Source organism: Frankia sp. CgKIO3 (assembly GCF_977946435.1).
This window is the reverse complement of record NZ_CDWTMO010000028.1, coordinates 1-19,953: the sequence shown is the minus strand read 5'-3', so window position 1 is coordinate 19,953 and position 19,953 is coordinate 1. Positions and strand designations below refer to the sequence as shown.

Sequence of the window (19,953 nt, the reverse complement as noted above, 5' to 3'; positions counted from 1 at the left end):
CAATGGAACGTTTCGACTGCTCCGACGAACGGGAGCGGGCCCGCGGTCTCGACGCGGCGGTCAGCACCGTCGCCCGGGGTGGGCTGGTTGTGCTCCCCACCGACACGCTCTACGGGCTGGGCGCCGATGCCTTCGACCGGGACGCGGTGGCCTCGCTGCTGGCGGCAAAGGGGCGTGGCCGGAACATGCCGGTCCCGGTCCTGGTCGGCTCCTGGCGCACCCTCGACGGGCTGATCGAGCGGATGACTCCCCAGGTCCGGGAGCTGATCACCGCATTCTGGCCGGGCGGGCTGACGCTGGTAGTCCGGCACACCCCGTCGCTGCGCTGGGATCTCGGGGAGGGCCGGGGCACGGTGGCGGTGCGCATGCCGCTGCACCCGGTGGCGATCGAGCTGTTGGGTCGGACCGGGCCGATGGCCGTCTCCAGCGCGAACATCAGCGGCCAGCCTCCGGCGACGACGATCGACGAGGCGCTGCACCAGCTCGGCGGTGCCGCGGGTGTCTATCTCGACGGGGGACCGTGCCCGGCCGCCGTCCCCTCGACCATCGTCGACTGCACCGAGGAGGTGCCCGTTGTACTGCGCAGCGGTGCGATTGATCTCACCGCGCTGCGTGCAGTGTTGCCGCTGGTCCGGGAGCCCGTGAACCGGTGAGCCCGTGAACTGGAGCCGGGCCCGGACGGTCCGGACGGGCCGGCGTGGGGTGGGTCTGACGCCGCTGATCGTCCCGGCGGGAGAGTCCCGTACGATCCTGAACCGGGTCGCGGGGGCGATGGTCACAGCGGGTGGCTTCGGGTAGATCCGGGTGGATGGTGTTCCCGGGCCAGAGGAGCATGGGGTGACCGGGCCGCCCGCGCGGCGGCACCGGTCATCGGTTGCCGGTTGTGGCACGGTTGCCGTTCCAGCGCGGTCGCCGTTCTAGCGCAGGAGGTTAGGAACGTCATGAGCACCCCGTTCTGGGGCCCGGACTTCGACCAGCTGAGCGCGACGGATCCGGAGATCGCGGAGGTGGTCCTCGATGAGCTGGACCGGCTGCGCGGCGGCCTGCAACTCATCGCGAGCGAGAACTTCACGTCCCCGGCGGTGCTGGCGGCGCTGGGCTCGACGTTGTCGAACAAGTACGCCGAAGGGTATCCGGGTCGGCGTTACTACGGCGGTTGCCAGGTGGTCGACCGGGCCGAGGAGATCGGCATCGCCCGGGCGAAGCAGCTCTTCGGCGCGGAGCACGCCAACCTGCAACCGCATTCGGGCTCGTCGGCGAACTTCGCGGTGTATGCGGCGCTACTCACGCCCGGTGACACAGTCCTGGCGATGTCGTTGCCGCATGGCGGTCACCTCACCCACGGCAGCAAAGTGAGCTTCTCCGGTAAGTGGTTCAACGTGGTGGCCTACGGCGTGCGGGAGGACACCGAGCTGATCGACTACGACCAGGTGCGGGAGCTCGTCCGCCAGCACCGGCCCAAGATGATCATCTGTGGGGCGACGGCCTACCCACGTCTGATCGACTTCGCCGCGTTCCGCTCGATCGCCGACGAGGTTGGTTCGTGGCTGATGGTGGACGCGGCGCACTTCATCGGTCTGGTCGCCGGGGGCGCGATCCCGAGCCCCGTGCCCTACGCCGACGTCGTCAGCTTTACCACCCACAAGGTGTTGCGCGGCCCGCGGGGGGGCATGATCCTCGCGCGCGAGGAGCTGGCCTCCCGCATCGACAAGGCCGTGTTCCCGTTCAGCCAGGGTGGCCCGCTGATGCACGCGGTCGCGGCGAAGGCCGTCGCGTTGCGGGAGGCGGCCTCGCCCGCTTACGCGCAGTACGCTCGCCAGGTGGTGGCCAACGCGCAGCGGCTCGTCGACGGGCTCGCTGCCGAGGGCATCCGGCCCGTCGCCGGTGGCACCGACACCCATCTCGCCCTGCTCGACCTGCGGGAACTCGGGGTCAGTGGCAAGGAAGCCGAGGCGCGTTGCGACGCGGCCGGCATCACCCTGAACAAGAACGCCATTCCCTATGACCCGCAGCCGCCCGCGATCTCCTCCGGCATCCGGGTAGGAACCCCGGTGGTCACCACCCAGGGGATGGGCGAGGGGGAGATGAAGGAGATCGCGGGGCTGATCGCCCACGCGGTGCGTGAGCCGGACACCGCCGCCGACGTGGCGGCGGCGGTGTCCGCGCTTGTCGCCCGGCATCCGGCCTATCCGCGGTAGGGGCCGATCCGCGGTAGGGAATCAAGAGGTTCCGCACAGCCGCGTCAGTAGGCGGCAGCAGGCGTGAGCAGGCGGCAGTAGCCGGATTCGGGTCCGGCAGGCGGGAGATGCCCGACGGTGCGCGAGTACCTGCTCGTCTTCGTGGTCTCGGCGGCGGTGACCTTTCTCGCCACGCCGGTGGCACGCGTCTTCGCCATGCGTATCGGTGCCGTCGCCGGGGTACGTGCCCGCGACGTCCATTCCACCCCGACGCCCCGGCTGGGGGGCCTGGCCATGCTTGCCGGGCTCTACGCCGGGTTCGGGGTGGCGGACCGCCTGCCGTTCCTGTCGGTGGTCTCCCAGGACTGGTCGGAGATCCGGGCGGTGCTCGTCGCCGGCACCTTGATCTGCTTGCTCGGCGTCGCCGACGACCGATGGGAACTGGACTCCCTGACCAAACTGGCCGGGCAGGTCGCCACGGCCGGCATTATGGTGCTCCTCGGTGTCCAATGGACGTTCGCGATCGATCGGGACAGCGAGACGACGCTGAGCCTGGGACCGGAGACCGCGGTCCCGCTGTCCATCCTCGCCACGGTCGTGCTTATCAACGCGATGAACTTCATCGACGGCCTGGACGGCCTCGCGGCGGGTGTCGCGGCGATCGCCGCCGGCGCGACCTTCTACTTCGCCTATCAGATCGCAGTGATCAACGGCTTCTACCGGGCCTCCCCGGCGGCGCTCCTGGCCGCCGTGACCGCCGGGGTCTGCATCGGGTTCCTGCCGCACAATTTCAATCCGGCCCGGCTGTTCATGGGGGACTCGGGCTCGATGCTCATCGGCCTGCTGTCGGCCGCATCGATGATCTCCGTGACCGGTCAGGTGGCCTACGGGGGTTACGTTGGACCCTCACGGTCGTACCCGTCGCTGATCCCGTTGGCGATACCCCTGGCCGTGCTCGCCGTTCCGTTCCTCGACCTCGGGCTCGCGGTCGTCCGGCGGACGAGGGCGGGGCGCTCGCCGTTCGCGGCGGACAAGATGCATCTCCACCACCGTATGCTGGAAATCGGTAATTCGCACGTGAAGGCGGTTCTCTTCATGTACTTCTGGGCGGCTCTGGTCGGGTTCGGAGGTGTCGCCGCGTCGTTCTCCGACTCCCCATTGCCAATCTTGGTTGCCACCGTCGGAGTGGGCCTCGCGGCCCTGGTAGCCCTGCTCCTCGGCACCCAGCGTACGGGGCGGCGGGCGTGACCGGCGTCGCGGCGCCGACGTTGCGCGCCGGGCTGTGGACCATGCTCGCGCTGGCCGTGCCGACGCTCGTGATTGCCGGGGTGGCGCGGGGCGGGGCGGGTTTCCTCGGCGCGGCCCTGGGAGTTGGCCTGGTCAGCACCTTCTTCGCGGCGGGCAAGGTGGCACTGGTGGCGATCGGCCGGCGGATCGGCACGACGGCGCTGCTGCCGGTCGCGCTGGGCGTCTACGCGGTGAAGGTCGTGACCTTGGGTGTCGTCCTGGTGGCCCTGGAGGGCACCACCGCCGTGAATCTGCCGTCGTTCGCCTGGTCAATCGTGGCGGGCACGCTGTGCTGGGTCGGCGCCGAAGTGTGGTCGGCGGCCCGGCTGCGGGTGCCGTTCTACGAACCGGGGATTCCGGCCACGGTGCCGAGCGCCGAGGCCGAGCCGGACGTGCCGCAGGGGCCGGCGGCCGGGCCGGCGCCGGTCGAGGGGCGGTGACGAGGTGGGTTCCATGCCCGACCAGAGCGCGGACGACCGGTCGGGGGAGAGCTCGACCGGGACCGGCGGTGGCGGCTCGCGGGTGCCCGAGGGCCCGGGTCGCAACCTGGGCCGCGCACTGGCGCCGCCCGCCGGCGAGGCCTGGGGCATCGTGGGCACGCTTGTGGCGGGAGCCGGCTTCTGGGGACTGGCCGGTTTTGGCCTTGATCGGCTACTGGGGTTTCAAGTCCTTTTTTTCCCCATTGGACTGATTGTCGGAATTGCGGGAGCACTCTACCTGGTCATTTATCGCTTCGGTGCCCGTTGATGACGGTGTGTAGATGGAAGTCAAGTCACTCTAGGTAACAAAATTGCCATCAAATTTACGGACGGTGATGTTCGACAGTTTGTCGAAGATCTCTCGTGTGTAATTGATGCCTCGCGGCGTCCAGGCGGATAGCATCGGCGGTGTCGGGCAGGCGCCCTGGGTGCCGCTCGCCGCTGGTTGTCCCCTTTCGCTTCCGCCTGGGACGGGCCCTGACGGGGCCTCGTGGGTGGAGGGTAGGGATCGGGATGCAAGCGGTGGCCGCCTGGCTTTCGCTTCTCTACCCGGAGGGGCCCCACCCGTATAGGGTGAGGCCGACCTGGTCGTAGGTGATTGCGAACTTTGACGTTGTTGAATGATCATGGAGGTGTCGGAAGTGTCGAGCGGTTCGGTGTTCGCGGCGGCCGACGACGGCTTCCACGGGCCGACTTCCGAGGTTTTCAGGCCGAAGAACTGGTTTGAGATCGGTGACCTCTACTTCAACAAGTGGTCGGCACTCACCCTGTTCGTCGCGATCTTCGTGGGCCTTTTCCTCTGGCTTGGATTCCGTCGGGCCGCGCTGGTCCCGCGGGGGCTCCAGAATTTCTGCGAGTCCATCTACGACTTCGTCGACCAGCAGATCTCCCGAGACGTCATCGGGGAGCGTGGCCGGGTCTTCTCGCCGTACCTGATGATCCTCTTCTGCTTCATCCTGGTCTCGAACGTCATGGCCATCATCCCCGTGGCCCAGTTCCCGACGACCTCGCGTATTGCTCTGCCGATGATTTTGGCTCTGATCAGCTGGGCCATTTTCAATGTGGTCGGAATCCGCGAGCACGGGGCCGGAGCGTATTTCAAGGACATGCTTGTACCAGCACCGGACGCGCCCTTCGGTGTCAAACTGATCTTGGCGCCGATCGAGTTCTTCTCGACCCTCGTCGTGCGGCCGGCCACCCTCGCCATCCGGCTCTTCGCCAACATGTTCGCCGGCCACATGCTGCTACTGGTGTTCGCGTTCGGGGCCGACTACCTGCTACCGAAGCCGCAGTTCATCTTCGGCATCTTCTCCGGGCTGATGTTCGTCGTCCTGACCGGCTTCGAACTGGTGATCGACCTTTTGCAGGCGTACATCTTCACCATCCTGACGGCCGCCTACATCGGCGGTGCTATCTCGTCGCACGGTGGCGGTGATCACGCCACGGACCATCCACCGGTCCACGGGCACGAACCGAGCTCGGAGACGACTTCGTTTGCCACGCCGGCGCAACCGGCGGTGGCACGGGCCTGACATCTTCCTCTCGACGTACCCGCACCGCGGAGACGGTCCCGGTGCACCGACTTTAGAAGGACGGATTTCACGATGTCTCTTACCGCGTCCACGTTGCTGGCCGCTGAAGACGCCATCAGCGGCAACATCGGGACGGTCGCCTACGGCATCGCCACTCTCGGTCCCGGTATCGGCGTCGGCATCATCTTCGGACTCGGCATCCAGGCGATCGCCCGCCAGCCCGAGGCGGAGCAGGTTGCTTTCCGGTACATGCTTATCGGGTTCGCGCTGGTCGAGGCCTTGGCTCTGATCGGCTTCGTCGTCCCCTTCGTGTTCACCTGATCCGGCACAGGGATATCAGGTGTACTCCTCTGTCATCCTCGCCGCCGAGGAAGTGGGCACGCACGAGGAAAACGTCCTCGTGCCGCCGTTGTCTGAACTGATCGTCGGGCTGCTGGCCTTCGGTGTCCTGGTTGGATTCTTCTTCTGGAAGATCTATCCGCAGATCCGCAAGACCTACGCCGATCGGACCGAACGCGTAGAGGGCGGACTGCGTCGGGCCGAGCAGGCCCAGCGTGAGGCGCAGGCGCTGTTCGAGCAGTACCGTGCCCAGCTCGCCGAGGCGCGTGCCGAGGCGGCCCGTATCCGGGAGGATGCGCACGCCCAGGCGCGGGTAATCATCGACGAACTACGGACCGACGCCCAGCGGGAGGTCGCCGAGTTGCGCGATCGGGCCGAGGCGTCGCTGGCGGCCGAGCGGTCGCAGGTCGTCGCCCAGGTCCGGCGCGAGGTCGGCACGCTCGCGGTCGAGCTCGCCACCAAGATAGTCGGGCATGAGCTGCAGAACGACGCCCGGCAGCGTCAGCTTGTCGACGACTTCATCGCGGGTCTGGAGACCGGGCCGCGGCCGGCCAGCACCGCGTCCGGGCTGGGAGGCTGACGGTGGAGGGCGCCAGCCGACGCTCGTTGGCAGTGGCCCGTGCCGTTCTCGACCAGGTGACGGCGATCCCGGTGGGTGGCCCGCGACGGGCCGCGCGGGTTCCCGACGCCGACCGGATCGCCGAGGAACTGCGTGCGGTCGCCGCCCTGATCGGGCGGGAAGCGACGGTGCGCCGGGCACTGACCGACCCGGGGGCCCCGGGGTCGTCGCGGGTCGGGCTCGCCCGCCGGCTGCTGGCCGGCCAGGTCAGCGAGCCCACCCTGAAAGTGGTCGACAGCGTGGTGCAGAGCCGCTGGTCGCGGCCGGGGGACCTGCGTCAGGCCCTGGAGGAGCTCAGTGTCGAGGCGCTACTCGCTCAGGCTGACGTCACCAGTGCGCTCGACGAGGTGGAGGACGAGCTTTTCCGCTTCGGCCGTATCCTGGACCAGAACCCACAGCTCGCGCTGGCGCTGACCGACCCGGCGGCGCCGGCCTCGGCGAAGGCCGTGTTGGTGAACCGGCTGTTGGTTGGGCGGGTGCACCCGGTCACTGTCCAGCTGGTTCAGCAGGCGGTGGCCGACCGGGCGCAGGGCGACGTCGCGGGTCGGCTGGAGCACTACAGCCGCATCGCGGCTGCCCGGCGCGGTCGGGTGGTGGCCGTCGTGCGTACCGCGATCCCGTTGGACGCCGGCCAGGTTGAGCGCCTGCGCGACGCGATCAGCGGCTACTTCGGCCGGCAGATCCAGCTGCAGACCGATCTTGACCCAACTGTTCTCGGCGGTGTCGTCGTGCGGGTCGGCGACGAGGTGGTGGACGGCAGCGTTCTCCGCCGGCTCACCACCGCCCGGCGCGGCCTGCTTCGGTAGGAGCGCCGTGACCAGTCCCGACCAGATCCATGCCAGCCATGAAGGACAAAGCGATGACTGAGCTGTCCATTCGGCCGGAGGAGATTCGCGACGCCCTCCGGGAGTACGTCGACTCCTTCCAGGCCACCTCCGGTGAGCGGGAGGAGGTCGGCAGGGTCGTCGTCACCGGTGACGGCATCGCCCGGGTCGAGGGTCTTCCGCACACGATGACCAACGAGCTGCTGGAGTTCCACGGCGGCGTTCTGGGGCTCGCGCTGAACCTCGAGGTCGGTGAGATCGGAACCGTCCTCTTGGGTGACTCCGAGCACATCGAGGAGGGGCAGGAGGTCCGCCGCACCGGCGAGATCCTCTCCGCCCCCGTCGGTGACGGCTTCCTCGGCCGGGTCGTCGACCCGCTCGGGCGGCCGATCGACGGCCTCGGGGAGATCGTGGCCGAGGGCTCCCGGGTGCTGGAACTGCAGGCGCCGACGGTCGTCCAGCGCCAGCCGGTGAAGGAGCCCCTGCAGACCGGCATCAAGGCGATCGACGCGATGACGGCCATCGGTCGCGGTCAGCGTCAGCTGATCATCGGTGACCGGCAGACCGGCAAGACGACGGTGGCCATCGACACGATCATCAATCAGCGGGACAACTGGGCCTCTGGCGACCCGTCGAAGCAGGTCAAGTGCGTCTACGTGGCCGTCGGCCAAAAGAAGTCGACGATCCGCGAGGTGGTGAACACCCTCGAGGAGGCCGGCGCGCTGGCCTACACCACGATTGTGGCGGCGCCGGCCGACGAGCCGGCGGGCTCCAAGTACATCGCGCCCTATACCGGCTCGGCGATCGCCCAGCACTGGATGTACAACGGCCAGCACGCGCTCATCGTCTTCGACGATCTGTCCAAGCAGGCGGAGGCATACCGGGCGATCTCGCTGCTGCTGCGCCGCCCGCCGGGCCGGGAGGCCTACCCGGGTGACGTGTTTTACCTGCACTCCCGGCTGCTGGAGCGCTGTGCCAAGCTCTCTGACGAGCTCGGTGGCGGGTCACTGACCGGACTGCCGATTATCGAGACGAAAGCCAACGACATCTCGGCCTACATCCCGACGAACGTCATCTCGATCACCGACGGGCAGATCTTCCTGGAGTCCGACCTGTTCAACCAGGGTGTCCGCCCGGCCATCAATGTCGGCACCTCGGTATCCCGGGTCGGCGGCAGCGCGCAGGTCAAGGCGATGAAGTCGGTCGCCGGCCGCTTGCGGCTGGACCTCGCCCAGTACCGCGAGCTCGAGGCGTTCTCGGCCTTCGGCTCCGACCTGGACAAGGCTTCGCGGGACCAGCTCGCCCGCGGCGCCCGCCTGGTCGAGCTGCTCAAGCAGCCGCAGGGCCAGCCCTTCCCGGTCGAGCGCCAGGTCGTGTCGATCTGGGCCGGGACCACTGGCAAGCTCGACGACGTGCCGGTGGCGGACATCCGTCGCTTCGAGTCGGAGTTCCTCGACTTCGTCGGCCGGTCCTACCCGCAGGTGTACGACGCGATCGTGACCACCGGCAAGCTCAGTGACGACACGATCGCCGTGCTGGAGCCGGCCATCGCGGAGTTCAAGAACCAGTTCACGTTGTCCGACGGCCAGCCGCTGGTCAACGAGCCGGTGCCGAGCCCGCTCGACCCGGGGCTGGTGCGGCAGGAGTCGATCCCGGTGCACCGACCCGCGGTGCACAAAGACGACGAGGGCTGACCCATGGCGGGCCAGCTTCGTGAGTACCGGCGGCGCATCCGGTCGGTGCAGTCGACGAAGAAGATCACCCGAGCGATGGAGCTGATCGCGGCTTCCCGCATCGCCAAGGCGCGGGCGCGGGTCGCCGCCGCCCGCCCCTACGCCGAGGAGATCACCAGGGTGATCGAGGCGGTCGCGGCGCAGACCACGATCGACCACCCGCTCACCACCGAGCGGCCCGGGGCGACCCGGGCCGCGGTCGTGGTGATCACCAGCGACCGGGGGCTGGCCGGCGGGTACAGCTCGAACGCGCTGCGGCGCACCGGCGAACTCGTCGAGCTGCTGCGTTCGGAGGGCAAGGAGACCGACCTGCACGTCGTCGGCCGCAAGGGGACGGGCTACTACCGCTTCCGAGGTCGTGCGATGAGCGGCGAGTACACCGGCTTCTCCGAGCAGCCGTCGTACGCGGACGCCAAGTCGGTCGCGGACGCGCTCATCGCGGCCTTCATCGACACGAGCGAGAACGGCGGAGTGGACGAGATCCACGTCGTCCACACGGAGTACGTCAGCGCCATCACCCAGACGCCGGTCGCCCGCCGGCTGCTGCCGATGGTGCTCACCGAGACCGACGAACCGCCGCGCGGCGGCCCGCTGCCCCAGTACGAGTTCGAGCCCTCCGCCGAGGGGGTGCTTGACGCGTTGCTGCCCCGCTACGTGGAAAGCCGGCTCTACGCGGCGCTGCTCGAGTCGGCGGCGTCGGAGTCGGCGGCGCGGCAGCGGGCTATGAAGTCAGCCACGGATAACGCCGAGGACCTCATCAAGAGATACACCCGGCAGGCCAACCGGGCCCGGCAGGACGCCATCACCCAGGAGATCTCCGAGATCGTCGGTGGCGCCAACGCCCTGGCCTCGGGAGCCTGACGTGGGCGGGCGGCGCGAGGAGCGGGAGCGATGTCGAGCGATGTCATCGCCATTCCCGTCTTCACGCCGCCGGACACAATGGGTGACCACAATGGGTGACACCGAGCGGAACCGATGCGGACATCGACAACAGAACGCAGAAGGACGACGCCGAAGGCGGAGCGCGCACGACGCGAACCGCTCCGCCCCAGGTGCCAGCGAACGCGAGCCCGAGGCTGCGGCGACGGGCATTGATGGGAAACTGAGGACGCCATGACCGTCACCACCAGCTCGCCAGCCACGGTGGAGGGCCGGACCCCGGGGATCGGCCGGGTCGCCCGAGTCATCGGACCGGTCGTCGACGTGGAGTTCGCTCCCGACGAGCTTCCCGAGATCTATCAGGCACTCCAGGTCGACCGGACCATCGGCGACGAGACGCTGACGCTCGAGGTCGCCCAGCACATCGGTGACAACACCGTGCGGGCCATCTCCATGCAGCAGACCGACGGTCTCGTCCGGGGCGCGCCCGTCCGCGACACCGGCGCGCCGATCTCGGTCCCGGTCGGCGACGCCACCAAGGGCCACGTGTTCAACGTGCTCGGCACGCCGCTCGACGTGAAGCAGATCGAGGCCGAGACGCGCTGGCCGATCCACCGGCTGGCGCCGGCGTTCGACCAGCTCGAGTCGAAGACCGAGATGTTCACCACCGGCATCAAGGTCATCGATCTGCTCGCGCCGTACGTGCGCGGTGGGAAGATCGGCCTGTTCGGCGGTGCCGGCGTCGGCAAGACCGTCATCATCCAGGAGATGATCCGTCGGGTCGCCAAGGAGTTCGGTGGCGTCTCGGTGTTCGCTGGGGTCGGCGAGCGCACCCGTGAGGGCAACGACCTGTTCCTGGAGATGACCGAGGCCGGCGTCATCGAGGACACCGCGCTGGTGTTCGGCCAGATGGACGAGCCGCCGGGTACCCGGCTGCGGGTCGCGCTCGGCGCGCTCACGATGGCCGAGTACTTCCGGGACGTCCAGAAGCAGGACGTGCTGCTGTTCATCGACAACATCTTCCGGTTCACCCAGGCCGGATCCGAGGTCTCCACGCTGCTCGGCCGGATGCCCAGCGCCGTCGGTTACCAGCCGACGCTGGCCGACGAGATGGGTGTGCTCCAGGAGCGCATCACCTCCACCCGGGGCCACTCGATCACTTCGCTGCAGGCCATCTACGTGCCCGCGGACGACCTGACCGACCCGGCGCCGGCGACGACGTTCACCCACCTCGACGCCACCACCGTGCTCGACCGGGCCATCTCCGACCTGGGTATCTACCCGGCGGTGAGCCCGCTCGACTCCAACTCCCGGATCCTGGACGCGCGCTATCTCGGGCAGGAGCACTACGACACGGCCCGTGAGGTGCAGCGGATTCTGCAGCGATACAAGGACCTGCAGGACATCATTGCCATCCTCGGTATCGATGAGCTCTCCGAAGAGGACAAGATCCTCGTTAACCGGGCGCGGCGGATCCAGCGGTTCCTGTCGCAGCCGTTCTTCGTGGCCGAGCAGTTCACCGGCATCCCCGGCAAGTTCGTCCCGCTCGACGAGACGATCGACTCGTTCAAGCGGCTCACCCAGGGCGACTTCGACCACCTGCCGGAGCAGGCGTTCTTCATGTGCGGTGGCATCGAGGACGCGGAGAAGAACGCGGAGAACCTGTAATGCCGATCCGGGTGGCGATTGTCTCGCCCGAGCAGGAGGTGTGGTCCGGCGACGCCGACATGGTCGTCGCCCGGACTACCGACGGTGATCTCGGCGTGCTGCCCGGCCATGTGCCGCTGCTGGGTCTGCTGGCGCCGGGCGGGACGGTCCGGGTCAAGACCGGTGGCCGGGAGATCTCGGCCTCGGTGGACCGCGGCTTCATCTCGGTGACACACCAGGGTGTCAGCATCCTTGCCGAGACCGCGAAGCTGACCTGAGTTTCCTGCGGCCAAGGGCGCGTTCCCCGCATCGGGGGACGCGCCTTTCGCGTCACGTCACAGGTCCGCGACAGGCTCTACCTACCTAACAGGCTCTACCTACCTAACAGAAACTGCAGGGCCTCGGTCATCCGCAGCAGATGATCAGGATCCACGACGCCGAGCCGGCGACCGAAGCGCTGCTGGGACACCGATTTCACGTCCTCGACCTTTGCGTAGCTTGTCTCGCGCAGACCGGTGCCGCCGGGCGCGAGCTCGACGTGGGAGGGCAGCCCGCGGCGGGTTCTGGTGACGGGTACGACGATGGACAGCCCGGCCCGGATGCGGTTGAGCCGGTCGGCGGACACGACCACCGCCGGACGACACAACCCCTGCTCGTGGCCGATCGGCTCACCGAAGTCGACCAGCCATACCTTGCCGGGGCGAGGTGAGATCACTCCAGGCCGTCCCGCAGCGCCCCCGCCTCGGCGGAGCGCTCGGCACCGAGCTCGTCCCAGGCGAGCGGGTCGGCCGCGAGGCGGTCGTACCCCTCCTCGAAGCCGCGCCAGAACAGCTCGCGCTCGTAGGCCTCGACGGCCTCGTCGATGATCGTCAGTCTACAATTCGGTTGACTGACTTGTCGACCCTCAGGTATTGAGCGGGTCTCAGGCGTGCGCCCCGGGGCGCCAGAGCACGTCCCCCTCAGGGTTCGCCACCCGGGCGAGGATGAACAGCAGATCCGACAGTCGGTTGAGATAGCGGGCCGGCAGCGGGCCGGTGCGGTCCGGCTCGGCCTCGAGGAGGGCCCAGATGGACCGTTCCGCCCGGCGGACGACCGTGCGGGCGACATGCAGCAGCGCCGCCCCGGGAGTCCCTCCCGGAAGAATGAAGGAGGCCAGCTTCGGCAGGCCGGCGTTGAAACGGTCGCACGCCTCCTCGAGCCGTTCCACGTAGGCCTCGGTGATCCGCAGGGGTGGGTAGGCCGGCGCCGGGTCGACCGGGGTGCACAGATCCGCGCCGACGTCGAAGAGGTCGTTCTGGACCTGGCCGAGCACCGCCCGCAGCTCGTCGGGAAGCCCGCCGAGGGCAAGTGCCACGCCGATCGCGGCGTTCGCCTCATCTACGTCGGCATAGGCAGCCAGCCGCGGATCGGTCTTCGCTACCCGCGACATGTCGCCCAGCGCCGTCGTACCATCATCCCCGGTGCGGGTGTAGATCCGAGTCAGGTGCACTGCCATGGGGACGACTCTAGGCAGTCGTTGACCGCGCGGCCCGGGTTGTCAGATCCGGGCGTAGAGCGCGGTCGCGTCGTCGGGGACTAGGCCGAAGGGACGAGCGGCTCGAGCCGTTTATCCGCACCCACGACGGGGTGTCCGTCCTCCCGCCCGATGCAGCGAAATGAGGCGACCGCGCAGGGTTGCGCCGGTCGGTCCGGCGGGTGGCGGTGAAGATCTTCAGGCCAGGACCTAGCATCGAGGTTCGTGGAGCGCTTCGTTGTGACAGGCGGTACCCGGCTGGCCGGCGAGGTCGCCGTCCCGGGCGCGAAGAACTCGGTGTTGAAGCTGATGGCCGCGAGCCTGCTGGCCGCGGGCCGGACGATGCTGTCCGCCGTTCCCGACATCTTGGACGTGTCGGTGATGTCCAAGGTACTGGCGGGGCTCGGTGCGACCGTCGAGCGGGACGCCGCCGGCGGGTGGCTGAGCATTGAGGTTCCCCAGGCTCCGGGCATCGCGGCCGATGGTGAACTGGTGCGGCAGATCAGGGCGTCGGTGGCGGTGCTCGGTCCGCTGGTCGCCCGCCGCGGGGAGGCGCGGGTCGCCCTGCCCGGTGGAGACGCGATCGGATCGCGCGCGCTCGACATTCATGTCAACGGTCTGACCAAACTCGGTGCGCTGGTCGACGTCGAGTCCGGAGTCCTCGTCGCGCGCTGCTCCGGCCGGCTGCAGGGAGCCTCGATCTGGCTCGACTTCCCCAGCGTGGGCGCCACCGAGAACCTGTTGATGGCCGGGGTTCTCGCCAAGGGGACGACGGTGATCGACAATGCCGCCCAGGAACCCGAGATCGCCGACCTGTGCGCGATGCTGACGGCGATGGGCGGGCGCATCGACGGCGCGGGATCGTCGACACTGATCATCGACGGGGTCGACCACCTCACCCCGGTGGAACACCGGACGGTGCCGGACCGCATCGTTGCCGGCACGTACGCCATCGGCGCCCTGATGACCGGCGGCGACGTGCTAATCCGGCATGGTCAGGCCGCTCATCTCGGCATCGTCCTGGAGAAGTTGGTGCAGGCCGGTGCCGAGGTCGACGTCCGGGACGACGGATTCCGGGTCGTCGGACGGGGACGACCCCGGTCGATCGACGTGGTGACGCTGCCGTACCCCGGCTTTCCGACCGATCTGCTGCCGCAGATCATCGCGTTGGAGTCGGTCAGCCGGGGTACCTCCCTGATCACCGAGAACGTCTTCGACAGCCGGTTCGTCTTCTGCCGCGAGCTGCACAAACTCGGCGCCGACCTGCGTACGGACGGCCACCACGTCATCGTCCGGCCAACCCCGCGGCTGTCCGGCACCCGGGTGACGGCCTCCGACGTGCGGGCCGGCGCGGGTCTCGTGCTCGCCGGCCTGGTTGCGGACGGCGTCACCGAGGTAGGCGACGTCCACCACATCGACCGGGGATACGCCCGGTTTGTCGAGAACATGACGGACCTCGGCGCCAACATCCGCCGGGTCTCCGACCGCGCCGTAGCCTGATTTCACCAGTCTCGACCTGATTTCACCAGTCTCGACCTGATTTCACCGGCCTCGGCCTGATCCCGCTGGCGTCGGCCTGATCCCACCGGCCTCGTGATCCGCCGGCCCGGCCGGCGGGGTCAGGTGGGCGGCTGGCGCGAGCCGAGCAGGTTCACGAGGGCACGGGCGGCTCGGTTCGCGTCCGTGCCGAACACGAGTACGTGGCGGCGGTCCCGCGGCCGGGCGATGATATTCCCGGCGGCGTCGATGCGGATCGGACTGGCCGGTGCCGTGGCCCAGATCGAGCGGATGCCCCGCGCCCACAGCGCCGCGCGGAGCCGAGTGATCTCGGCGGGGGTGTCCACGGTGACCACCGGGACGAGCAGACCGAAGTCGTGGCCGGGGACGGAACCGGCAGGCCGCGGCCGTGCCGGAGCATGAGCCCAGCGCCCGATCGCCATCAGCAGGCCGACGGCCAGCAGCGCGATCAGCGGCTCGAGGAGAAACGCCCCGGCCGTTCCGGTCATCCCGCACCTCCGATCGTGCTGCTCTTCGACGCCACCTTGCATCGTCCCAGACATCCTCGCGGCGGACATGGATTCGGGCCGCGACACCTCCACGGAATCCGACAGAGGAAACATCGCCCGCCGACTGCTGCCACCATCAAGGTAACCGGCCCGACCTCCCTGTGGCCGAACGGCGACAGTCCGATGGAGACGAGGGGGTATGTCGCGGTCCGCCCTGGGCGAGCCGCACCTGAGTGCTACCCGCGATCGGCGCGGATAGCTGGTAGCAACGGCGTCACGACAGAGGGAGCGTCGGACGGCCGGGACGGGAGATCACATGAACATCGGCGTGAACGTGGTGAGTCTGGAGTGCTCCGGGGACACGCGGGCCGGCTGCGCGCAGACGGCCCGCGTGGTTGGCCGGGTGGATGTACGGACGGTGGGGACACTACGCTCCCTGCTGCACGCGGCGATCGACAATGGGAGCGGGCCGCTGCGCGTCGACGTCGCGGGCCTGGAGCTCGGCGATCATGCCGCGCTGGGGGTGCTGCTCGGCGGCGCTCGCCGAGCCCGTGCCGCAGGCCGTTCGATGGTGCTGGTCGATGTGCCGAGCTCGCTTGAACGCCTGCTCGTGGCGGACCGGCTGGGTGGGTTGCTGCGGTTCGAGGAGGCCGCCGACCTGGTCCACGTCGGCCACGCCTGAGCGGGCTGCCCGGGCGGCTCATCCGTTCGACCGCCCGCCAGGCCCGTCAGGAAGGGCTCCGTCCCGATCGGGACGGCACCCGGAGCGAAACGAACCAGGGTGGCTGCGCACCGTCATCTCAGGCGCGCCCGTGCGCCGGGCGGACACGCGATGCGGCATGCTTGCCGGGTACCTGCTGATCGGGTACTGCTTTCGGGTGACGGGCCCGGCTCTTGGCAGGGTGTGATGCCGGACGGAGGCGTGCAGGACGTGGAGGTGCCCGCGCGGGTGAATGCCGTTGGCGATCGGAGTGCGCGATCCGCCGGGCTGGCCGGGGTGCGCGAGTACCGGTCGGTCCTGGTCCCGGTGGCGTTCGTGGTCGCGGTCCTGCTCGGCGTGGCCATCGGCTACGTGACCGCGGACCGGCAGTCCGCCACCGTGCATGCGCCTCAGACCGCCACCTCGCCCGCCCCGGAGCTGACCCCCGCGTTGCGGACCGTCCCGTGGGAGGGTGCGCGCCGACCAGGCACGGCCCATCAGATGCGGGTCCTCGATGAGCCTGATCCGGATGCCCTGCGGCTCGCGCTGTCGTGGACGGTCGCCGACTCCATCAAGGCGGCCGGGGGCGCTTCCACTATCTCCGCCCGGCAGGTGACGATCGTGAACGGGATGTACTTCGGCGCCGTCGAGGGCGTTGACGCGGCGCACGACGAGTACTGGGCGATCGGTCGCATCGAGGTCCAGGGGCCGGCCACGCCGCCGGTCGACCCGCACGTGTGGCGGCGGACCGGCGCTGGGCCCTGGACGATTGTCCGCAACGGCCCGCGGGCCTGTGACGTGCTTCCGCGCGCTCTGATCACCCTGTGGAAGGTCTCCCCGCCGCCCTGCACCGGGTGACCTGCACCGCCATGGTCTCCGGGGCACCCTCGACGTCGTACGGTCGGTCTGTGCCCTCGACAACGGCCGCGATAGCGTGACGTCATGCGGCTCGTCATCGCTCGCTGCAGCGTGGACTACGTCGGTCGGCTCACCGCACATCTGCCGAGCGCCGTCCGGTTGGTACTCGTCAAGGCGGACGGATCCGTCTCGATCCACGCCGACGGACGGGCGTACAAGCCGCTCAACTGGATGAGCCCCCCGTGCGTCATCGCCGAGGCGGACGGGGTCTGGCGGGTCACCAACCGCGCGGCCGAGCAGCTCGTCATCACCCTCGAACAGGTGCTGCACGATTCCACGCACGACCTCGGCGTCGACCCCGGTCTGCGCAAGGACGGGGTGGAGGCGCATCTGCAGGTGCTGCTCGCCGACCGGCCCGACGCGATCGCGCCCGGACTCACCCTGGTGCGCCGCGAGTACGAGACCGGCATCGGGCCGGTCGACCTGCTGTGCCGCGGCGCGGACGGCTCAACGGTCGCCGTCGAGATCAAACGCAGGGGTGAGATCGACGGGGTGGAGCAGCTGACCCGGTACCTTGTCCGCCTGGAGGCCGACCCGGTGTTGCCGCATCCCGTGCGCGGCATTCTCGCGGCGCAGTCCATCACCCCGCAGGCTCGGCTGCTAGCGGCCGACCGGGGGCTGGGCTGCGCCATCGTCGACTATGACGAGCTGCGGGGCCTCGAACCGTCCATTCCGACGCTTTTCTGAAAGCGCTTCCGCCGAACCCGCCCGGTCCGCCGAACCTGCGACGGCCGCCCGGCCGGCGTCCCCGGCCGGCGGCCGGTCCGTTCCCGCAGCGCGATCATGGGCCGGCGTCTCGAGAATATGGGAGGATCGCGGCGTTCGCCGTCTGACACCGCCCGGCCCGCGACGCCTACCTGTCGCCCGGGGCCCGTGTGCCGAAGTAGATGTGCCGAAGTAGAGGAGCCTGGGCATGATCGAGAGGCCCGCATCGGGAACCGGGCCGGCCACGAACCCGGAGAAAAAGCCGGAGAACAGCCGGGACGACGCTGTGAGACACCGCCGGGTCGGGGTGGTGGGGCTCGGCACCATGGGCGCGGGCATCGCCGAGGTGCTGGCGAAGGCCGGTCTGGAGGTCGTCGGCATCGCGCGTGACGCCGACGCGCTCGCCCGCAGCCGGGCCCGGGTCGAGCACTCCCTCGACCGCGCGGGCCGCCACGGCAAGATCGACGACGCGACCAGGGAGGCCGTACTGGCCCGCCTGCGTCTCGGCACCGAGCTCGCGGCGGTCGCCGACTGCGAGCTGGTGATCGAGGCGATCGACGAGCGGATGAGCGCCAAACAGGCGCTTTTCGCCCGACTCGACGAGATCTGCCCCCCGACCACCGTCTTCCTGACGAACACCAGCTCCCTGTCGGTGACGGAACTCGCGGCGGGCACCGCCCGCCCGGAACGGGTGCTCGGCACCCACTGGTTCAATCCGGCGCCGGTGATGCGCCTGGTGGAGGTCGTGCGCACGGTCGTCACCGACCCGACCGTGCTGGCCGGGGTCATCGGCCTGGTCAACGACGTGGGGAAGACCGCGGTCGTCGCGGAGGACCGGGCGGGCTTCATCGTCAATGCGCTGCTGTTCGGGTATCTCAACAACGCCGTGCGCATGCTCGAGGCCCGGTACGCGGCCCGGGAGGACATCGACGCGGCCATGCGGCTCGGGTGCGGGCATCCGATGGGCCCGCTCGCCCTGCTCGATCTGATCGGTCTGGACGCCGCCCACGAGATCCTCAACTCGATGTACCGGCAGTCCCGTGACCACCTGCACGCTCCGGCACCGCTGCTGAGCCAGCTCGTGCGCGCGGGCCTGCTGGGCCGCAAGAGCGGTCGTGGTTTCTACACTTACGCGGCACCGGACTCCTCCGAGGTGGTCGACGCGGTCGATCCGCTCGCCGACCGCCCGAGGCGGGGCCGCCCGGTGCGCTCGGTCGGCGTCGTGGGGAGCGGCACGATGGCGGGCGGCATCGCGGAGGTGCTGGCCCGGTCCGGGCACGACGTCCTCCTGCGGGCCCGGAGCGAGCGCACCCTCGCCGCCACCCTCGTGAAGATCGAGTCGTCGTTGTCGGCGTCGGTGGCCAGGGGGCGGCTGTCCGACGCCGACCGGCTGGCGGCCCTGGCTCGGGTGCGCGGCACGACCGATCTGGGTGAGCTCGGCCGCTGCGACCTGCTGCTCGAGGCGGTGGTGGAGGACCTGGCGGTGAAGCGGGAGCTGTTCGCCGACCTGGACAAGATCGCGGCGCCCGGCGCCGTGCTGGCGACTACCACGTCCTCGTTGCCGGTCATCGAATGCGCCACGGCCACCAGCCGGCCACAGGACGTCATCGGTATGCACTGGTTCAACCCGGCCCCGGCGATGAAGCTGATCGAGGTGGTGCCCACGGTGCTCACCGGCGATGACGTGACAGCCACGGTCCTGGCGCTGTCCCGAGTGGCCGGGCGGCATCCGGTGTTCTGCGCCGACCGGGCGGGGTTCATCGTCAACGCGCTGCTGTTCCCCTATCTCAACGACGCGGTGAAGATGCTCCAGGCGCACTACGCGACGATCGAGGACGTCGACACGGCGATGACGGTCGGTTGCGGCCATCCGCTGGGCCCCTTCGCGCTCGCCGACGTGGTCGGCCTCGACGTCACGCTCGCGATCACGCGTTCGTTGTACGCGCAGTTCCGCGAGCCCGGCTACGCCCCGGCACCCCTGCTCGAACAGCTGGTTCGGGCCGGGTTCCTGGGACGCAAGACCGGCCGGGGATTCCTCGACCATCCGCCGCGCTGAGCTCACCCGCCGCGCTGAGCACAAGATCGCTTCTGTCCGCGCGGACTAAAATGTCGACGGTCGGCGGGAAATCCCGATTCGCGCGGGAGGAGGCTGGAGCGGCGATGGTCGTGCTCGACAGGGACGCCATGCGAGCGTTCGGTCGGGAGGTCACGATGTTCCTTCCCGATCTGGTCCAGCTGCTGCGGCGGGTCGTCGCCGATCCGCGGGTCCCGCAGTCCGCGAAGGTGGAGGCCGCCGCGGCGCTCGCGTACCTCGTGTCGCCGAAGAACCGGCTGACCAACGCGATTCCGGTGGTGGGTCAGCTCGACGACGTTGCGGTCATCGCGTTCGCCTTCCGGCGGCTGGCTGTCGGAGCCGGGGAGCCGATCCTGCGTGAGCACTGGCGTGGCAGCGATCGCGGCTTCCAGCTGCTCATCAGTGCGTCGTCCGCCCTGGCGAGTCCGGCGGGGGCCGTGCGCAAGGCCAAGCTCGCCCGCTCGCTCGTGATGGCCGGCTTCGAGCGGGTCGGCGGGCGGGTGCGGTGGACGGGCGAGAGG

22 protein-coding genes are annotated in these 19,953 nt (G+C 69.4%); 19 read left to right on the top strand and 3 right to left on the bottom strand.

Features of this window, described 5'->3' with window-relative positions; genetic code table 11:
• Positions 1 to 2 precede the first annotated feature (2 nt).
• From AC08OJ_RS05510 to AC08OJ_RS05450, 13 genes are all read left to right on the top strand, one after another.
• Positions 3 to 653 carry an L-threonylcarbamoyladenylate synthase gene (locus AC08OJ_RS05510; RefSeq protein ID WP_476591839.1) on the top strand — a complete coding sequence of 217 codons (651 nt, stop codon included), beginning with the start codon at positions 3 to 5 and terminating at the stop codon, positions 651 to 653.
• A 288-nt stretch (positions 654 to 941) separates the two neighbouring features.
• Entirely contained in the window at positions 942 to 2,198 is a 1,257-nt protein-coding gene (locus tag AC08OJ_RS05505; RefSeq protein WP_476591840.1) for a serine hydroxymethyltransferase, read from the top strand.
• A 117-nt stretch (positions 2,199 to 2,315) separates the two neighbouring features.
• Entirely contained in the window at positions 2,316 to 3,425 is a 1,110-nt protein-coding gene (locus AC08OJ_RS05500) for an MraY family glycosyltransferase (RefSeq protein WP_476591841.1), read from the top strand.
• A complete protein-coding gene (locus tag AC08OJ_RS05495) occupies positions 3,422 to 3,904 on the top strand; it encodes a Cg1360 family ATP-synthase-associated protein (RefSeq protein ID WP_462186547.1) in 483 nt (160 codons plus the stop codon). The genes AC08OJ_RS05500 and AC08OJ_RS05495 overlap by 4 nt, the downstream gene beginning before the upstream one ends.
• Positions 3,905 to 3,917: 13 nt before the next feature.
• Positions 3,918 to 4,211, top strand: a complete 294-nt coding sequence (locus tag AC08OJ_RS05490; protein WP_476591842.1) for an AtpZ/AtpI family protein — start codon at positions 3,918 to 3,920, stop codon at positions 4,209 to 4,211.
• A gap of 373 nt (positions 4,212 to 4,584) precedes the next feature.
• Positions 4,585 to 5,475, top strand: a complete 891-nt coding sequence (gene atpB / locus AC08OJ_RS05485; RefSeq protein ID WP_476595211.1) for a F0F1 ATP synthase subunit A — start codon at positions 4,585 to 4,587, stop codon at positions 5,473 to 5,475.
• Positions 5,476 to 5,547: 72 nt separating this feature from the next.
• Positions 5,548 to 5,796: an ATP synthase subunit c family protein gene (locus tag AC08OJ_RS05480; RefSeq protein WP_462186548.1), complete on the top strand. Its 249-nt coding sequence runs from the start codon at positions 5,548 to 5,550 to the stop codon at positions 5,794 to 5,796.
• 19 nt (positions 5,797 to 5,815) lie between these two features.
• Positions 5,816 to 6,394: a F0F1 ATP synthase subunit B gene (locus AC08OJ_RS05475; RefSeq protein WP_476591844.1), complete on the top strand. Its 579-nt coding sequence runs from the start codon at positions 5,816 to 5,818 to the stop codon at positions 6,392 to 6,394.
• A 2-nt stretch (positions 6,395 to 6,396) separates the two neighbouring features.
• The gene (locus tag AC08OJ_RS05470; protein WP_476591845.1) at positions 6,397 to 7,239 is read left to right on the top strand and encodes a F0F1 ATP synthase subunit delta; all 843 of its coding nucleotides are present in this window, start codon (positions 6,397 to 6,399) and stop codon (positions 7,237 to 7,239) included.
• 53 nt (positions 7,240 to 7,292) lie between these two features.
• Entirely contained in the window at positions 7,293 to 8,951 is a 1,659-nt protein-coding gene (gene atpA / locus AC08OJ_RS05465; RefSeq protein WP_476595205.1) for a F0F1 ATP synthase subunit alpha, read from the top strand.
• A 3-nt stretch (positions 8,952 to 8,954) separates the two neighbouring features.
• Positions 8,955 to 9,851, top strand: a complete 897-nt coding sequence (locus AC08OJ_RS05460; RefSeq protein WP_476591847.1) for a F0F1 ATP synthase subunit gamma — start codon at positions 8,955 to 8,957, stop codon at positions 9,849 to 9,851.
• 252 nt (positions 9,852 to 10,103) lie between these two features.
• Complete coding sequence (gene atpD, locus AC08OJ_RS05455) at positions 10,104 to 11,537, top strand: F0F1 ATP synthase subunit beta (RefSeq protein ID WP_476591848.1); 1,434 nt, start codon at positions 10,104 to 10,106, stop codon at positions 11,535 to 11,537.
• On the top strand, positions 11,537 to 11,794 hold the full coding sequence (locus AC08OJ_RS05450; protein WP_476591849.1) for a F0F1 ATP synthase subunit epsilon: 258 nt from the start codon (positions 11,537 to 11,539) through the stop codon (positions 11,792 to 11,794). Before atpD ends, AC08OJ_RS05450 begins: the two co-directional genes overlap by 1 nt.
• A 95-nt stretch (positions 11,795 to 11,889) precedes the next feature.
• On the opposite strand, the gene AC08OJ_RS05445 is transcribed toward AC08OJ_RS05450, so the two are convergent.
• On the bottom strand, positions 11,890 to 12,231 hold the full coding sequence (locus AC08OJ_RS05445) for a type II toxin-antitoxin system PemK/MazF family toxin (protein ID WP_476595204.1): 342 nt from the start codon (positions 12,229 to 12,231) through the stop codon (positions 11,890 to 11,892).
• Positions 12,232 to 12,438: 207 nt separating this feature from the next.
• Positions 12,439 to 13,011: a cob(I)yrinic acid a,c-diamide adenosyltransferase gene (locus AC08OJ_RS05440; protein ID WP_476591851.1), complete on the bottom strand. Its 573-nt coding sequence runs from the start codon at positions 13,009 to 13,011 to the stop codon at positions 12,439 to 12,441.
• 243 nt (positions 13,012 to 13,254) lie between these two features.
• Between AC08OJ_RS05440 and murA the strand changes: the two genes are divergently transcribed.
• The gene (gene murA / locus AC08OJ_RS05435; protein ID WP_476591852.1) at positions 13,255 to 14,529 is read left to right on the top strand and encodes a UDP-N-acetylglucosamine 1-carboxyvinyltransferase; all 1,275 of its coding nucleotides are present in this window, start codon (positions 13,255 to 13,257) and stop codon (positions 14,527 to 14,529) included.
• A gap of 119 nt (positions 14,530 to 14,648) precedes the next feature.
• Here the strand turns inward: murA and AC08OJ_RS05430 are convergent, their stop codons facing one another.
• Positions 14,649 to 15,035 (bottom strand): hypothetical protein, encoded by a 387-nt coding sequence (locus tag AC08OJ_RS05430; RefSeq protein WP_476595203.1) that lies wholly within the window; start codon positions 15,033 to 15,035, stop codon positions 14,649 to 14,651.
• 316 nt (positions 15,036 to 15,351) lie between these two features.
• Here AC08OJ_RS05430 and AC08OJ_RS05425 point away from each other — a divergent pair, with 316 nt between their 5' ends.
• The 5 genes from AC08OJ_RS05425 to AC08OJ_RS05405 all read left to right on the top strand — a co-directional run.
• Positions 15,352 to 15,717, top strand: coding sequence for an STAS domain-containing protein (locus AC08OJ_RS05425; protein WP_476591854.1), 366 nt, complete (start codon positions 15,352 to 15,354; stop codon positions 15,715 to 15,717).
• Between the two features lie 225 nt (positions 15,718 to 15,942).
• Complete coding sequence (locus tag AC08OJ_RS05420) at positions 15,943 to 16,593, top strand: hypothetical protein (RefSeq protein WP_476595202.1); 651 nt, start codon at positions 15,943 to 15,945, stop codon at positions 16,591 to 16,593.
• Between the two features lie 84 nt (positions 16,594 to 16,677).
• Positions 16,678 to 17,340, top strand: a complete 663-nt coding sequence (gene nucS, locus AC08OJ_RS05415; protein WP_476595201.1) for an endonuclease NucS — start codon at positions 16,678 to 16,680, stop codon at positions 17,338 to 17,340.
• 226 nt (positions 17,341 to 17,566) lie between these two features.
• A complete protein-coding gene (locus AC08OJ_RS05410) occupies positions 17,567 to 19,414 on the top strand; it encodes a 3-hydroxyacyl-CoA dehydrogenase family protein (RefSeq protein WP_476591856.1) in 1,848 nt (615 codons plus the stop codon).
• Positions 19,415 to 19,518: 104 nt separating this feature from the next.
• A partial coding sequence (locus tag AC08OJ_RS05405; RefSeq protein ID WP_476595200.1) for a YkvA family protein occupies positions 19,519 to 19,953 on the top strand: 435 nt, incomplete at its 3' end.

Coding starts and splice junctions, on each gene's coding strand:
- AC08OJ_RS05480 (WP_462186548.1), top strand. CDS start 5,548: ATGTCTCTTACCGCGTCCACGTTGCTGGCCGCTGAAGACGCCATCAGC.
- AC08OJ_RS05510 (WP_476591839.1), top strand. CDS start 3: ATGGAACGTTTCGACTGCTCCGACGAACGGGAGCGGGCCCGCGGTCTC.
- AC08OJ_RS05420 (WP_476595202.1), top strand. CDS start 15,943: ATGCCGGACGGAGGCGTGCAGGACGTGGAGGTGCCCGCGCGGGTGAAT.
- atpD (WP_476591848.1), top strand. CDS start 10,104: ATGACCGTCACCACCAGCTCGCCAGCCACGGTGGAGGGCCGGACCCCG.
- AC08OJ_RS05410 (WP_476591856.1), top strand. CDS start 17,567: ATGATCGAGAGGCCCGCATCGGGAACCGGGCCGGCCACGAACCCGGAG.
- AC08OJ_RS05505 (WP_476591840.1), top strand. CDS start 942: ATGAGCACCCCGTTCTGGGGCCCGGACTTCGACCAGCTGAGCGCGACG.
- AC08OJ_RS05440 (WP_476591851.1), bottom strand. CDS start 13,011: ATGGCAGTGCACCTGACTCGGATCTACACCCGCACCGGGGATGATGGT.
- AC08OJ_RS05430 (WP_476595203.1), bottom strand. CDS start 15,035: ATGACCGGAACGGCCGGGGCGTTTCTCCTCGAGCCGCTGATCGCGCTG.
- nucS (WP_476595201.1), top strand. CDS start 16,678: ATGCGGCTCGTCATCGCTCGCTGCAGCGTGGACTACGTCGGTCGGCTC.
- atpA (WP_476595205.1), top strand. CDS start 7,293: ATGACTGAGCTGTCCATTCGGCCGGAGGAGATTCGCGACGCCCTCCGG.
- AC08OJ_RS05450 (WP_476591849.1), top strand. CDS start 11,537: ATGCCGATCCGGGTGGCGATTGTCTCGCCCGAGCAGGAGGTGTGGTCC.
- AC08OJ_RS05460 (WP_476591847.1), top strand. CDS start 8,955: ATGGCGGGCCAGCTTCGTGAGTACCGGCGGCGCATCCGGTCGGTGCAG.
- AC08OJ_RS05490 (WP_476591842.1), top strand. CDS start 3,918: ATGCCCGACCAGAGCGCGGACGACCGGTCGGGGGAGAGCTCGACCGGG.
- AC08OJ_RS05425 (WP_476591854.1), top strand. CDS start 15,352: ATGAACATCGGCGTGAACGTGGTGAGTCTGGAGTGCTCCGGGGACACG.